The organism is Metabacillus mesotrionivorans (assembly GCF_052171315.1).
Lineage (GTDB): Bacteria > Bacillota > Bacilli > Bacillales > Bacillaceae > Bacillus_P.
Map to the genome: position 1 here is coordinate 69,270 of NZ_JBQMFF010000002.1, position 14,704 is coordinate 83,973.

At 44.1% G+C, this 14,704-nt stretch carries 11 protein-coding genes; all 11 read left to right on the plus strand.

Annotated features, from left to right (window positions below):
* The first annotated feature begins 174 nt into the window (after window positions 1-174).
* The 11 genes from ACTSEZ_RS05255 (at window position 175) to yfmH (ending at window position 14,654) form a co-directional block, all read left to right on the plus strand.
* Window positions 175-1,839, plus strand: coding sequence for a ribonuclease J (locus ACTSEZ_RS05255; RefSeq protein WP_369733148.1), 1,665 nt, complete (start codon window positions 175-177; stop codon window positions 1,837-1,839).
* 574 nt (window positions 1,840-2,413) lie between these two features.
* Complete coding sequence (locus ACTSEZ_RS05260) at window positions 2,414-3,157, plus strand: ClpP family protease (protein ID WP_369733149.1); 744 nt, start codon at window positions 2,414-2,416, stop codon at window positions 3,155-3,157.
* Entirely contained in the window at window positions 3,154-3,381 is a 228-nt protein-coding gene (locus tag ACTSEZ_RS05265; RefSeq protein WP_029281222.1) for a YlzJ-like family protein, read from the plus strand. Before ACTSEZ_RS05260 ends, ACTSEZ_RS05265 begins: the two co-directional genes overlap by 4 nt.
* A gap of 111 nt (window positions 3,382-3,492) precedes the next feature.
* Window positions 3,493-5,847: a DNA translocase FtsK gene (locus ACTSEZ_RS05270; RefSeq protein ID WP_369733150.1), complete on the plus strand. Its 2,355-nt coding sequence runs from the start codon at window positions 3,493-3,495 to the stop codon at window positions 5,845-5,847.
* Window positions 5,848-6,142: 295 nt separating this feature from the next.
* Window positions 6,143-6,868 (plus strand): GntR family transcriptional regulator, encoded by a 726-nt coding sequence (locus ACTSEZ_RS05275; RefSeq protein ID WP_369733151.1) that lies wholly within the window; start codon window positions 6,143-6,145, stop codon window positions 6,866-6,868.
* A 96-nt stretch (window positions 6,869-6,964) separates the two neighbouring features.
* The gene (locus tag ACTSEZ_RS05280) at window positions 6,965-8,011 is read left to right on the plus strand and encodes a BMP family lipoprotein (protein ID WP_369733152.1); all 1,047 of its coding nucleotides are present in this window, start codon (window positions 6,965-6,967) and stop codon (window positions 8,009-8,011) included.
* A gap of 226 nt (window positions 8,012-8,237) precedes the next feature.
* Window positions 8,238-9,767, plus strand: a complete 1,530-nt coding sequence (locus tag ACTSEZ_RS05285; protein ID WP_369733153.1) for an ABC transporter ATP-binding protein — start codon at window positions 8,238-8,240, stop codon at window positions 9,765-9,767.
* The gene (locus tag ACTSEZ_RS05290) at window positions 9,764-10,810 is read left to right on the plus strand and encodes an ABC transporter permease (protein ID WP_029565636.1); all 1,047 of its coding nucleotides are present in this window, start codon (window positions 9,764-9,766) and stop codon (window positions 10,808-10,810) included. The genes ACTSEZ_RS05285 and ACTSEZ_RS05290 overlap by 4 nt, the downstream gene beginning before the upstream one ends.
* A 6-nt stretch (window positions 10,811-10,816) precedes the next feature.
* The gene (locus tag ACTSEZ_RS05295) at window positions 10,817-11,770 is read left to right on the plus strand and encodes an ABC transporter permease (protein WP_369734054.1); all 954 of its coding nucleotides are present in this window, start codon (window positions 10,817-10,819) and stop codon (window positions 11,768-11,770) included.
* Window positions 11,771-12,086: 316 nt separating this feature from the next.
* A complete protein-coding gene (yfmF, locus tag ACTSEZ_RS05300) occupies window positions 12,087-13,367 on the plus strand; it encodes an EF-P 5-aminopentanol modification-associated protein YfmF (protein ID WP_369733154.1) in 1,281 nt (426 codons plus the stop codon).
* On the plus strand, window positions 13,368-14,654 hold the full coding sequence (yfmH, locus tag ACTSEZ_RS05305; protein WP_369733155.1) for an EF-P 5-aminopentanol modification-associated protein YfmH: 1,287 nt from the start codon (window positions 13,368-13,370) through the stop codon (window positions 14,652-14,654). It abuts the gene before it with no gap.
* Window positions 14,655-14,704: the final 50 nt, after the last annotated feature.

The following is a 14,704-nucleotide window of genomic DNA, read 5'->3' on the forward strand; positions in this document are numbered from 1 at the left end:
TGAAAAGATCGAGTCTGTAACCAGGACTCGATCTTTTTTGGGTCTTTTCGCAGAGTCTGCTGCTTCAATCATGAAGATTTCGTCTGCGCGTCAGATTATTTCCTTGTATTCCAATTCTTTCTTCAGTTATAATAGGCATTAGTTGTATTGGACGGGTTCAGGGAGGATTACCAATTGAATAAACAGACAGAAACCATCAAGATCATTGCCCTAGGCGGAGTTGGAGAAATAGGCAAGAACTTGTATGTCATTGAAATCGATCATAACATCTTCATCGTCGACGCTGGATTGATGTATCCAGAAGCCGGGATGCTGGGGATTGATATGGTCATTCCTGACATTACATACTTGCGGGAAAATGCAGATCGGGTAAAGGGCATCTTTTTAACCCACGGTCACGACGAGAATATTGGCGGAGTTTTCTATGTTCTCAGACATTTGTCCATACCGGTTTACGGAACGAAACTGACTCTTGCACTGGTTTCCCAGAAAGTAAAAGAACTTAACCCTAAGCAAAAAGCAGAATATGTCGAAGTTGATTCATCAACTGTTCTGGATTTTGAAGGAGTCAAGGTTTCTTTCTTCAGAACCATACACAGCATACCTGACTCTGTCGGTGTCTGCTTCCATACTTCACTTGGAGCGATCGTGCACACAGGTGACTTTAAATTTGATACAACTCCTGTTTTAAATGCACGCTCTGATTTAGGGAAAATGGCCATGATCGGCGAAGAAGGCGTTCTTTGTCTTCTTTCAGACAGCACAAATGCAGAAAGACCCGGGTTCACAGCCTCTGAAACAGGCGTTGGACAAGAGATATCGGACGCTATGTACAGTGCAAAAGGCAGAACAATTGTTGCCATCTATGCATCGAATATCAACCGGATTGTTCAAGTCATTCATGCAGCCGCTGAAAATAACAGAAAGCTTGTCCTGCTTGGAAACTCAATTAAAAATGTTTATGAAATGGCAGAAAAATTAGGATACATCACCGAAAGTGAGAATATCATCATACCCGTCCAAGAGATCGATACCTATCCTAAGCATGAGGTTGCCGTCCTTACTACAGGTCATCAGGGAGAACCGTTAACAGTTCTTAACCGCATGGCAAAAGGCGCCCATAAACAATTAAAAATTGAAGCAGAAGATACAGTTATTATTTCTGCAACTCCAGTACCGGGAAATGAGCTCCATTTTTCAAAGACAGTTGATTTGCTTTACCGCGCAGGAGCAAGCGTAGTATTCGGCCAAAAACAGATTCATGTATCAGGACATGGAAGCCAGGAAGAACTGAAACTAATGCTGAACATCATGAAGCCGAAGTATTTCATGCCTGTCAATGGCGAGTTTAAAATGCAGAAAGCTCATGCGAAGCTTGCCGTATCTGCAGGAATTGAAGAAGAAAACATCTTTCTTGTTGAAAAAGGCGATGTGGTCGAATTCAGCGATCATAAAGCGAAATCTGTTTCGAAGGTTCCTGCAGGAAACGTTCTGATTGACGGCCTTGGAGTCGGAGACATTGGAAACATCGTTCTCAGAGACCGGAGACTTCTTTCACAGGACGGCATCCTGATTGTCGTCGTTACACTGGACAGAAGCAAAAAAACGATGATATCAGGACCTGAGATCATCTCAAGAGGCTTCGTCTACGTAAGAGAGTCAGAAGAGCTGATCCTAAAAGCATCGGGCATGGTAACGGAAATCGTTGAAAAAAGCATGCAGGGCACAGGCATCGAATGGTCAGCCCTCAAGCTTAACATCCGCGAATCGCTGAACCGCTTCCTCTTCGAACAGACAAAGCGCAGACCGATGATTCTTCCGATTATTATGGAAGTTTAATAAAAGTATATTTCAGCCATCTAATAATCCGAACTGGGTATAACTAGTTCGGATTTTTTCTGTGTTAAAGACTGTTTTACCTGAATATATTCAGTTGCTTAAAGCATTTATCAGTTATGGGCCTATATGTGATGCAGCTTTCCATCTGGTCCTTCATTTGCTGGGTCGTTCTCCTTAGTGCCTGTTTAATGGTTCTAAACTTCTTGGTAAGTGCCCTCAACCCGAGAATCCTTCTGCTTAATGGTTTTAATCTTCTTAATGAGTACCCCAACAGTGGACTGCAGCGGAAGGAACTTGACTCCTGCGGGATGAAGAGGGAATGGGAGACCCCGCAGGCTGGCCGAGGAGGCTCCCATCCCTCCCCGCGGAAAGCAAGTTCCTGGAGCGAAAGGGAACGGGTAAGACTTGAAATCTATATTCACCCTGGAGCAGAAAGGAACTGGAATTAACGGTAAATCAACGTTCACAGGATAAAACTATAAACATTCAAAACACGGCTTCCGCTTTACAGAAGAATGTTTTCCCCTCTTCCTGCTCATAATAAAAGCATTCATAACAGGAAGGAAGAATGCAGATGAACCGCTACATACAGGAAAATTCCGAACAAAATCCGGATAAACAGGACGGAAAAGAACCAAGTCTTGTCGAAAAAATCCAGCAGCTCGGATCAACAAACGTTCCTCAGCTCTCACAGGATTCACGAATACACTGCCTGACCATTATCGGACAGATTGAAGGCCACATTCAGCTGCCGCCGCAAAACAAAACAACGAAATATGAACACGTTATTCCGCAAATCGTCGCAATCGAGCAAAACCCTAAAATTGAAGGCCTCCTGATTGTGCTGAATACCGTTGGAGGGGATGTTGAAGCCGGCCTCGCAATCGCTGAGATGCTTGCTTCCCTATCAAAACCGACTGTATCCATCGTTCTTGGGGGAGGTCATTCCATCGGCGTTCCGATTGCCGTTTCCTGCGATTATTCATTCATTGCAGAAACCGCAACGATGACCATCCATCCCGTGAGGCTGACAGGCCTTGTCATCGGTGTCCCGCAGACGTTTGAGTATCTTGATAAAATGCAGGACAGGGTCGTGAATTTTGTGACAAAGCATTCGAATATCTCCGAAGAAAAATTCAAAGAGCTGATGTTTTCTAAAGGCAATTTAACCCGTGACATCGGAACAAATGTAGTCGGAAACGACGCGGTTCAGTACGGACTGATTGACGGAGTGGGCGGAGTCGGCCAGGCGATCATGAAGCTGAATGAACTGATAGGGAAGGATAAAGGCACTGAAGAGGAGAAGATGCTGCAATGATTTTATACACTTCTATGCCTGAGGAGCTTATTTTCCCGGCAGAGGCAAAAGAGTACAGCGCATTTTCCTTTGTTGAATGCAACGGCGTGCAAATGCAGGTGAGACAGACAGAAGGAAATGAATATGAAGTTGTCCGTATCCTCAGCACCAATCCGGAAGACTATTTAAATGAACAGTACTCGCCGGGACAAAAAATTACGATGTCATTCTCGTTTTCTCCATAATATGCTATACTTAAGCTACACAAACATGTCCGCAGCCCTCAGTTGGCTGCTTTCTTTGTTTGCAAGAGGGTTGAATGCCCTCAGCAAATTTTCTGCACAGGTGATAATGAAATGGCCAAACAAAAAAGAAGACAAAAGAAAAAGAATGACAACTGGCGCGAAACACTGAAATTTGAGCTGATTGGCCTCGGAATCCTTGCGATAGCGCTAATTGCGATATCAAGCCTTGGATTTGTAGGCAAGACGGTGGTTTACGTGTTCAGGTTTTTCATCGGCGAGTGGTTTATGGCCGCTCTAATCGGCATGCTGATCCTGGCGGGTTTTATCATGTGGAATAGAAGGTGGCCGCATTTAGTTTCAAGACAGATGGTCGGACTTTACTGTCTGCTTGCAGCCATTCTGCTGCTCAGTCATGTAACGCTGTTTCAAATGCTCACCAAAAAGGGAGCACTTACTTCTCCAAGTGTCATAACAAACACATGGGAACTGTTTTTCATGGAAGTAAACGGACAAATCAGAACGCCGGATCTTGGAGGGGGCATGATTGGAGCCATCCTTTTTGCAGCTTCCTTTTATTTATTTGCGGCAGCAGGTTCAAAAATTATTTCGTTCATACTGATTCTTGTCGGGATTGTTCTGATTACAGGAAGATCGCTTGGAACTACGCTCGGAAAAATAGCCGTGCCATTTTTCCGATTTATGAAAAATCAGGCCATTGCTTTTATGGAGGACATGAAGAATCTTCCGCAATCGATAAAAAATGCAAGACAGCAGGAAGAAGCAAAACCGAAGAAAACCAAAAAACAGCGCAGGCATGAGGAAGAAGACGATGCTGAGGAAGAAGAAGCAGAAATAGTACATGTAGAACCCATCATCTCAAGTTTCGCAGACAAAGATGAACGCGAGCCTGAGCCGGCTGTACATTTTCAGGAGGAAGCGAAGCCTGAACAGACGAGAACACCTAAAAAGAAGTCAGATGCAGATTCTTCAGAAGAATTGTCGGGACCTCCCATTACCTTCACAGAGGTAGAAAACAAGTCGTATGCACTTCCTTCACTTGACCTGCTTTCACAGCCGAAGGTGAACAGCCAGCAAACCGATAAGAAAAACATTTATGAAAATGCACGGAAGCTGGAAAAAACCTTTCAAAGTTTTGGGGTCAAAGCTAAAGTAACGCAGGTTCATCTTGGACCGGCAGTAACCAAGTACGAAGTCTATCCTGATGTTGGCGTAAAGGTAAGCAAAATTGTGAACTTAAGTGATGATCTTGCTTTGGCGCTTGCAGCGAAAGATATCCGGATAGAGGCGCCGATTCCAGGCAAATCAGCCATCGGGATAGAGGTGCCCAATTCCGAAATCGCCATGGTATCCCTCCGGGAGGTGCTTGAATCAAAAGCGAACGACCGCCCGGATGCCAAGCTTCTTATGGGTCTTGGCCGCGATATTTCAGGAGATGCTGTTCTTGCTGAAATGAATAAAATGCCTCACCTTCTCGTTGCCGGATCAACCGGAAGCGGAAAGAGTGTCTGCATAAATGGCATCATTACAAGCATTCTGATGAGAGCAAAACCGCATGAAGTAAAAATGATGATGATCGATCCGAAAATGGTCGAGCTTAACGTTTACAATGGCATACCCCATTTGCTCGCACCTGTTGTGACAGACCCGAAAAAGGCATCACAGGCACTGAAAAAGGTTGTAAACGAAATGGAGAGAAGATATGAACTGTTCTCTCATACAGGCACGAGAAACATTGAAGGATATAACGAATATATTCGCCGGTCAAACCTTGAAGAGGGAACGAAGAATCCGGAATTCCCGTATATTGTCGTCATCGTTGACGAGCTTGCGGATTTGATGATGGTTGCATCGTCTGATGTAGAGGACAGCATTACCCGACTGTCGCAAATGGCGCGTGCTGCAGGCATTCACCTGATAATCGCCACCCAGCGGCCGTCAGTGGATGTCATCACCGGTGTCATTAAAGCAAACATTCCATCAAGGATTGCCTTCAGCGTGTCTTCTCAGACCGATTCACGCACAATACTCGACATGGGAGGCGCTGAAAAGCTTCTCGGCAGGGGGGACATGCTTTTCCTTCCGGTTGGTGCATCCAAGCCTGTAAGGGTACAGGGAGCTTTTCTGTCCGATGAAGAAGTGGAAAAAGTCGTTTCGTACGTGATTTCCCAGCAGAGAGCGCAATACCAGGAAGAAATGATGCCGTCTGAAACAGCGGAAGTAAAAGAAGAAGTGAATGATGATTTGTATGATGATGCTGTTCAGCTCGTTCTTGAAATGCAGACGGCTTCTGTATCCATGCTGCAAAGACGGTTCCGTGTCGGCTACACTAGAGCGGCAAGACTGATTGATGCAATGGAAGACAGAGGCGTTGTCGGACCATACGAGGGAAGCAAGCCGAGAGAAGTCCTCATTTCAAAAGACCATTATGATGAAGTGAGTTCATAAAAGAAAGGCAGCCAATGCCTTTCTTTTTTTTGCTCTTTTTGATTTCAAAGTGAAATGGCAAACGGCAATCCAATCTAAAATAGGAAATAACGAATAGAAAATAACGAATCTTTTTTGTGAGCATTTCTCTATAAATGACGTACAGCTAGTGAGAAAGTGCTATCTCTTTTTCGACAAATTTATTAATTTTCTATTTATTTATTTTAAAATACATGGTATATTATTTTCGATTAGAGAAAGGGTATAACATCAGATGTCTGATCTCTTAATTGGAACGATTGGACGGAGGCTAAGTATGACTATTAAAACAGATAACCGTCATTTATATTTGCAGGTCATAGATCGAATTAAAGAAGATATTGAAAATGGAACATACGTAGAAAAAGAAAAGCTTCCTTCTGAATTTGAGCTTTCCAAAAAGCTTGGAGTAAGCCGCGCGACCCTCAGAGAAGCGCTCCGCATACTCGAAGAAGAAAACGTCATCATCCGCCGCCATGGTGTAGGGACGTTCATAAACTCCAAACCTCTCTTTACTTCAGGCATCGAACAATTGAACAGTGTGACTCAAATGATTGAACAGGCCAATATGCTGCCTGGCACCATTTTTCTTTCCTCACAAGTCAACAGTCCGACAGAAGAAGATGTTAAGCGGTTTAAATCCCGTGCAAGCGATGACATTTTTCTTCTTGAGCGGGTCAGAACAGCAAATGGAAAACCGGTCGTTTATTGTCTGGATAAAATTCCGAGGCATATTCTTCCGGCGTCGTTTATCCATGAACAGGAATCATTGTTTGAACTGCTTGATGAAGAAGCAGGACGCTACATTTCTTATGCGGTCACACACATTGAACCAATCGGTTACCACGAAAAGATTTCCCCAATTCTGGAATGTGATCCTGAAACCGCGCTGCTTTGCCTGAAACAAATGCATTTCGATGAAAACGATCAGCCCGTGCTGTATTCACTTAATTATTTCCGCGCAGACCAATTCAGCTTTCACGTTGTAAGAAAGCGCTTGTAAAAACGTTTGCAGCTATAAGGAGGTGGTTCCAAGGTCGAAGGTGTTTCAAAGTTCTTATAGCAAATGATTTTAAATGAATAATAGGGGGAAGAAAACGTGAAAAAACGCTTTGGTTTAACAATGTCGCTTGTCCTTGCTGCCGGTACTCTTCTAAGTGCATGCGGATCATCTGGAGAAAAAGACAATGCAGGTGAAGACAAAAAAGAAGGCTTCTCGGTTGCGATGGTAACGGATACAGGCGGTGTTGATGATAAGTCATTCAACCAGTCCGCATGGGAAGGCATCCAGTCATACGGTGAGGATAACGGGCTTAAAAAGGGACAAGGCGGATTTGACTATGCACAGTCTCAGAGTGACGCAGATTATGAAACGAACTTAAACAAGCTTGTCAGACAAAAATTTGATCTTGTTTACGGAATCGGATATTTGATGACTGATGCGATTACAAAAATTGCAGACCAGCAAAAAGATGCTAATTTTGCAATCGTTGACAGTGTAGTGGACAAGCCAAACGTAGCAAGCATCACATTCAAAGAGCATGAAGGCTCATACCTTGTAGGTGTAGCTGCCGGACTTTCAACAAAATCAAACAAAGTAGGATTTGTCGGCGGAATGGAAGGCTCACTGATCAAGAAGTTTGAAGTTGGTTTTGTTGAAGGCGTAAAAGCAGCTAATCCTGATGCAGAAGTCATTGTACAGTATGCAGGTACATTCAGCGATGCGGCAAAAGGACAGCAGGTTGCTGAAATTATGTACGGCCAGGGCGCTGACGTAATCTACCATGCAGCAGGCGGAGCAGGAAACGGCGTCTTCACTGCAGCTGTTGACTTAAAAACGAAAAGCCCAGATAAAGATGTATGGGTAATCGGTGTTGACCGCGACCAGCATGAGCTTGGAGAAGGCGACGGCTTCAACGTAACACTTACATCAATGGTTAAAGGCGTAGACGTTGCTGTTAAAGACCTTGCTGAAAAAGCTAAAGGCGGAGACTTCCCAGGCGGAGAAATCATTGAATACGGCCTGAAAGAAAATGGCGTAGGAATTGCTCCGACACAGGACAACCTTTCTGAAGATGTCATTGCTAAAGTAGATGAGTACAAGCAAAAAATCATCGACGGTGAAATTACTGTACCATTCGAATAAGCAGGAACCTATAACTCTGATAAAAAGGCTAGGCATATTCTAGCCTTTTTATTAGCCTGTAAAGTCGCCTGACTAAAAGTCTATAAGCTTCATGAGAGATTTATAGATTTTTAGTTGGTGATTTTCTAAAGCAATAAAAGGAGTCAATGAATAGAGAGAAAACATAAATTCCTGACATCAATCATCACAATCATCAATGAGCTTCATGGGAAAAGGAGTGATCATGTTGGAATATGTCATTGAAATGCTCGGAATCCGTAAAGAATTTCCGGGAATCGTTGCGAACGATAACATTAATCTTCAAGTGAAAAAGGGCGAAATCCATGCGCTGCTTGGCGAAAACGGCGCTGGTAAATCTACACTGATGAACGTACTGTTCGGTTTGTATCAGCCTGAAAAAGGCGAAATTCGCGTAAAAGGCAAACCAGTCAGCATTACAAACCCAAATATCGCGAATGATCTAGGAATAGGTATGGTACACCAACATTTTATGCTTGTCAATAATTTTTCTGTTACAGAAAATATTATTCTTGGAAACGAGCCGACTCAATCAGGAAAAATAAATTTAAAAGATGCTGAGAAGCAAGTGAAAGACATTTCTGAGAAATACGGGCTCGCTGTTAACCCTTCTGCTAAAATCAGTGATATTTCTGTCGGCATGCAGCAGCGTGTTGAAATTCTGAAAACGCTCTACAGGGGTGCGGAAATCCTTATTTTTGATGAACCGACGGCCGTTTTGACGCCTCAGGAAATCAAAGAACTGATCAGCATTATGAAAACGCTGATAAAAGAAGGCAAATCCATCATACTGATTACACACAAGCTGAAAGAAATTATGGAAGTCTGTGACCGTGTGACTGTCATAAGAAAAGGCGAAGGCATCGGCACTGTCAATGTAAGTGAGACAAACCCGAACGAGCTTGCATCTCTAATGGTCGGCCGCGAAGTTCTTTTTACGACTGAAAAGACGGAACCGAAACCTGCTGCAGAAGTTCTGAAAATAGAAAATCTGACAGTAAAAGACAGCCGGAACGTCACGGTTATTGACTCTTTGAATCTGTCTGTCAGAGCAGGGGAAATTGTCGGCATTGCTGGTGTCGACGGAAACGGCCAGTCTGAATTGATCGAATCCATCACCGGGCTCATGAATTCTGAATCAGGCTCCATTCTGCTTAATGGCAAGGAAATCCGTAATCAAAAACCGAGAAAAATTACTGAGTCAGGTGTGGGACACATTCCTCAGGACCGTCATAAACACGGACTCGTTCTGGATTTTCCAGTCGGTGAGAACATGGTGCTGCAAACATATTATCAAAAGCCTTTCTCTAAAAGAGGTGTTCTGAATTTTAAGGCAATTTACGAAAAAGCTGAGAAGCTGATTAAGGAATTTGATGTAAGAACACCCGGCAGTTCAACGCTTGCCCGTTCGCTTTCTGGAGGTAATCAGCAAAAGGCGATTATCGGACGCGAAGTTGACAGAGATCCGGATCTCCTGATCGCTGCACAGCCGACGAGGGGACTTGATGTCGGAGCGATTGAATTTATCCACAGACGCTTGATTGAGCAGCGGGATAAAGGAAAAGCGGTCCTTCTCCTTTCTTTTGAGCTTGAAGAAATTATGAACGTCAGTGATAAAATTGCCGTTATTTATGAAGGGAAAATCGTTGCGATTGTGAATCCGAAAGAGACAACTGAACAGGAACTTGGTTTGCTCATGGCAGGAAGCAGCCGCAGGGAAGCAGGTGCCACAACATGAATTTAACACGCTATTTCAACATCATTGTACCCGCCATTGCGGTTTTGCTTGGTCTAATTTGCGGTGCAGTCATTATGCTTATAACCGGATATGATCCGGTTGCAGGATACGCAGCTTTATGGAACGGTATATTCGGCGAAACGTATTACATCGGCGAAACAATCCGCCAGCTGACTCCTTATATTCTTGCAGGTCTTGCTGTTGCTTTTGCTTTCAGGACAGGTCTGTTCAATATCGGAGTAGAGGGACAGCTGATTGTTGGCTGGTTTGCAGCTGTATGGGTCGGGGTAGCATTTGAGCTGCCGAAGATCATCCACCTGCCGCTGGCAATACTCGCTGCAGCTCTTGCAGGGGCGCTTTGGGGATTCATTCCGGGTCTTTTAAAAGCCCGGTTCAAAGTGCATGAGGTTATTGTAACGATTATGATGAACTATATTGCGCTTTATTTAACGAACCATTTGATTCAGTATGTTCTTTCAGATAAAGGGGATAAGTCAGAAACCATCTTCGCGTCTGCTTCACTCAGCTCGCCCCTTTTTCAGGAACTAACGGATTATTCAAGAATGCATTACGGGATATTCCTTGCATTAATCGGTGCTCTTGTTATGTGGTTCCTGCTTGAGAAAACGACGAAGGGCTACGAGCTCAGATCTGTAGGCTTTAACCAGAATGCCGCACAGTATGCAGGAATGAACGTCAGCAGAAACATTATCCTGTCCATGGTTATTTCCGGTGCATTTGCAGGGATAGCCGGAGCAATGGAAGGTCTTGGGACGTTCCAGTATGTATCTGTGAAAAATGGATTTACCGGCGTAGGATTTGACGGAATCGCTGTTGCGCTACTGGGAGGAAATACTGCAATCGGCATCATTTTCGCTGCAGCGCTTTTCGGCGGACTGAAAGTCGGGGCGCTGAATATGCCGTCTGAGGCAGGAGTTCCATATGAGCTTGTTGAGATCGTCATCGCTCTGATCATCCTGTTTGTTGCTTCAAGCTACTTTATCCGCTGGATACTGCTGCGTTTCAAAAAGGAGGGGAAATAAGTGAGCATACTTCACGTGTTAGAACTCATCATCCCAACGGCTTTATTTGTTGCTGCTCCGCTTATTTTCACGGCACTTGGAGGCATGTTCAGTGAACGTTCAGGCGTTGTCAACATCGGTCTTGAAGGATTAATGGTCATCGGAGCATTTGTCGCCATCGTATTCAATCTGACATTTGCCGATCAGTTCGGGGATGCAACACCGTGGCTTTCTATTCTTGCAGCGCTTGCAGCAGGTGCTCTGTTGTCTGTGCTTCATGCAGTAGCATCCATCACATTCCGGGCAGATCAAGTAGTAAGCGGGGTTGCCATAAACTTCCTTGCTATCGGCCTGGCTCTATTCTTAGTAAAGCTTTTTTATGATAAAGGCCAGACAGACCGGATTACAGAAAGCTTCAATAAAATCGACATCCCAGTATTAAGTGATATCCCGGTTATCGGACCTCTTTTCTTCTCAAATGGCTATATCACAACGTATATTGCCATCTTCACGGCTTTTGCTGTTTGGTTTGTTATGTACAAAACGCCGTTTGGACTGCGCCTCCGTGCTGTCGGTGAGCATCCAATGGCGGCAGACACGATGGGAATTAACGTTACGAAGATGCGCTATATCGGAGTCATTCTGAGCGGTGCGTTCGCAGGTGTGGGCGGAGCCGTTTATGCAACCATTATTGCCCGCGACTTCAGCCACGCAACAATCAGCGGCCAGGGCTTCATGGCGCTTGCTGCCCTGATCTTCGGAAAGTGGCATCCGCTTGGCGCCATGGGAGCGGCCATCTTCTTCGGACTGGCACAAGGTTTGAGCGTTATCGGAGGACAGCTTCCTCTTCTTGAGGACATTCCGACCATGTATCTTCTGATCACACCTTATGTGCTCACTATTCTTGCGCTCACAGGATTCATCGGACGCGCAGATGCACCGAAGGCACTTGGAACACCTTATGAAAAGGGTAAAAGATAGGAACAAAAGTGCAAGTGCCCTGATTTGTTCTGACAGAGGATCTGGGCGCTGGAGCTGGACGGGGATAACTTTGTCATGTCATCCACAGTCTTATACTTTTTTAAAATCCTAAACCGAACAACAATAGCGGTCCCGCCACACGGCGGGGCCGTTTTTGCATGAATGCAAATTCTGGACAGCGGCACACTAATGGCAGTAAGGCGGGATATCATTTCCTTAATTATCCTAAAGTTGATATAATTACTAGAATGGTTCCATACGCTAATGTAGAAAACAGGTAAAAATATAAGAGAAACTGCTTGTTAGGAGGGTCATTATGAGTTATTTAACTGAACAAATCGAAACAATCAACGGCTTGACGCTTCATACCGTTCAAACGGATAAATTTAAGACAAATTCACTTGTATTTAAAATGCTTGCCCCGCTTAATGAAGAAGACGTGACATTCCGCGCGCTCCTTCCTTATGTCCTTCAAAGGGGGACAAAAACGTTTCCGACAAGCACAGAACTCAGAAAGCACCTTGATGAACTTTACGGTGCAACACTTTTTGTGGACCTGTCGAAAAAAGGCGACCATCATATTATTTCCATCCGCATTGAAGTTGCCAATGAACGCTTTTTGTCAGATCAGACTCCGCTTCTTGAAAAAGCGATGAAGCTACTGTCTGAGATTGTGCTTTCTCCTGTTGTAAAAGATTCCTCCTTTCCGGATGAGATCATTACTCAGGAAAAACGGACGCTTAAGCAGCGGATCCAGGCGGTCTATGACGATAAAATGAGATATTCCAATTTGAGGCTTGTACAGGAAATGTGCAAAGATGAGCCGTACCGCCTTCATGTGAACGGAGAGATTGACCATCTTGACCGCATTACATCCGGGAGCCTTTATGAGTACTATAAAAAAGCATTAAAAGAAGACAAAATGGACCTCTACGTTACCGGTGACGTCTCGAAGGAAGAGGTAAGCAAGTATACAAAGCAGTTTTTTGTGTTTGGTGAGAACGCCCACAAATCAGCTGAGAAATCCATCACCGAAAAAAGACAGTCTGAACCAAATGAAGTGATTGAAAAGCAAGACGTGAAGCAGGGCAAGCTGAATATCGGCTACCGCACCCATTGTACTTACGGGGATAAAGAATACTATGCACTTCAGGTTTTTAACGGGATTTTTGGAGGGTTTTCCCACTCAAAGCTGTTTATTAATGTCCGCGAAAAAGAAAGTCTCGCTTATTATGCCGCCTCAAGAGTCGAAAGCCACAAGGGACTTCTGATGGTCATGTCAGGCATTGAATTTGCAAACTTCGAACGGGCCGTAACCATCATTAAAGAACAAATGGAAGCGATGAAGAACGGTGATTTTGAAGAGAAGGAAATTGATCAGACAAAAGCGGTTATAAAAAATCAGCTTCTTGAAACAATTGATACGTCATACGGAGCTGTAGAAGTGCTGTATCACAACGTCATTTCAAACATTGACGAGCCTTTTGACAAGTACCTGGATGGAATCGAGCATGTAACAAAAGAAGATATTGTTGCAGCTGCGGGGAAAATTGAACTTGATACGGTGTACTTCTTAACGGGAAAGGAGGAGGCTTAAATGGCAAAATCCATAAAGTTTGATCAGCTGCAGGAAGAGCTGTTCTATGAAAAAATGCAGAATGGCCTGAACGTGTATGTTCTCCCTAAAAAAGGATTCAATAAAACCTATGCGACGTTCACTACGAAATATGGTTCGATTGACAATGAATTTGTGCCCCTTGATCAAAAGGACATGATTTCTGTTCCGGACGGAATCGCTCATTTTCTTGAGCATAAACTTTTTGAAAAAGAAGATGGAGATGTTTTTCAGGATTTCAGCAAGCAGGGAGCCTCTTCAAATGCCTTTACATCGTTTACAAGGACAGCTTATTTATTTTCAAGTACTTCAAATGTTGAGAAAAACCTTGAAACCCTTGTTGATTTTGTTCAGGATCCCTACTTCACGGAAAAATCTGTCGAGAAAGAAAAAGGCATTATCGGCCAGGAGATCAACATGTATGACGATAATCCCGACTGGCGTCTGTATTTCGGGCTCATTCAGAACATGTTCCACAAGCATCCGGTCGGGATCGACATTGCCGGGACAGTAGAGTCAATTTCTAAAATAACGAAAGACCTTCTGTATGAGTGCTATCACACGTTTTATCATCCAAGCAATATGCTGCTGTTTGTCACAGGCCCTGTTGATCCGGAAAGCATTCTGTCGCAGATCCGGGATAATCAGGACAAAAAAGACTTTAAGCCGCCGGCTGAGATTAAACGGGCAGAAGTGAATGAGCCTGATACGGTCGCCAAAGCTTCGGAAAAGCTGAAAATGAATGTGCAGTCTTCAAAATGCCTTGTCGGACTGAAAGCAAAGCAGGCTGACCGCTCAGGGGAAGAGCTGATGAAGCACGAGCTGTCCATGAACCTCATTTTGGATATGGTGTTTGGAAAAAGCTCTGAGAAGTATACGGAACTGTATGAAAGTGGTCTGATTGATGATACATTCAGTTATGATTATACAGAAGAAAGCGGGTTTGGCTTTGCCATGATCGGCGGCGATACAGACCGTCCGGATGAGCTTGCAGACGAAATTAAGGAGACGCTGCTCAAGGCTAAGCGCGAAGGTATACCTGCAGATCGTCTTGAAAATGCCAAAAAGAAAAAAATCGGCTCTTTTCTGAGAGCAATTAATTCACCGGAGTACATTGCAAACCAGTTCACACGCTATTCATTCAATGAAATGAATCTGTTTGATGTTGTACCTGTTCTTGAGCAATTGACAAACGATGATATCCATTCTACGCTGAATGAAGTGGTCGAAGAAGCGCTGTTTTCTGTCTGCCAGGTTGTACCGAAATAAACATCCTTTTTGAGGGTGTTTTTTTCTCGGTCAAGATAAGAGGAAAGAGG

Coding starts and splice junctions, on each gene's coding strand:
- ACTSEZ_RS05260 (WP_369733149.1), top strand. CDS start 2,414: ATGAACCGCTACATACAGGAAAATTCCGAACAAAATCCGGATAAACAG.
- ACTSEZ_RS05265 (WP_029281222.1), top strand. CDS start 3,154: ATGATTTTATACACTTCTATGCCTGAGGAGCTTATTTTCCCGGCAGAG.
- ACTSEZ_RS05270 (WP_369733150.1), top strand. CDS start 3,493: ATGGCCAAACAAAAAAGAAGACAAAAGAAAAAGAATGACAACTGGCGC.
- ACTSEZ_RS05275 (WP_369733151.1), top strand. CDS start 6,143: ATGACTATTAAAACAGATAACCGTCATTTATATTTGCAGGTCATAGAT.
- ACTSEZ_RS05290 (WP_029565636.1), top strand. CDS start 9,764: ATGAATTTAACACGCTATTTCAACATCATTGTACCCGCCATTGCGGTT.
- yfmF (WP_369733154.1), top strand. CDS start 12,087: ATGAGTTATTTAACTGAACAAATCGAAACAATCAACGGCTTGACGCTT.
- yfmH (WP_369733155.1), top strand. CDS start 13,368: ATGGCAAAATCCATAAAGTTTGATCAGCTGCAGGAAGAGCTGTTCTAT.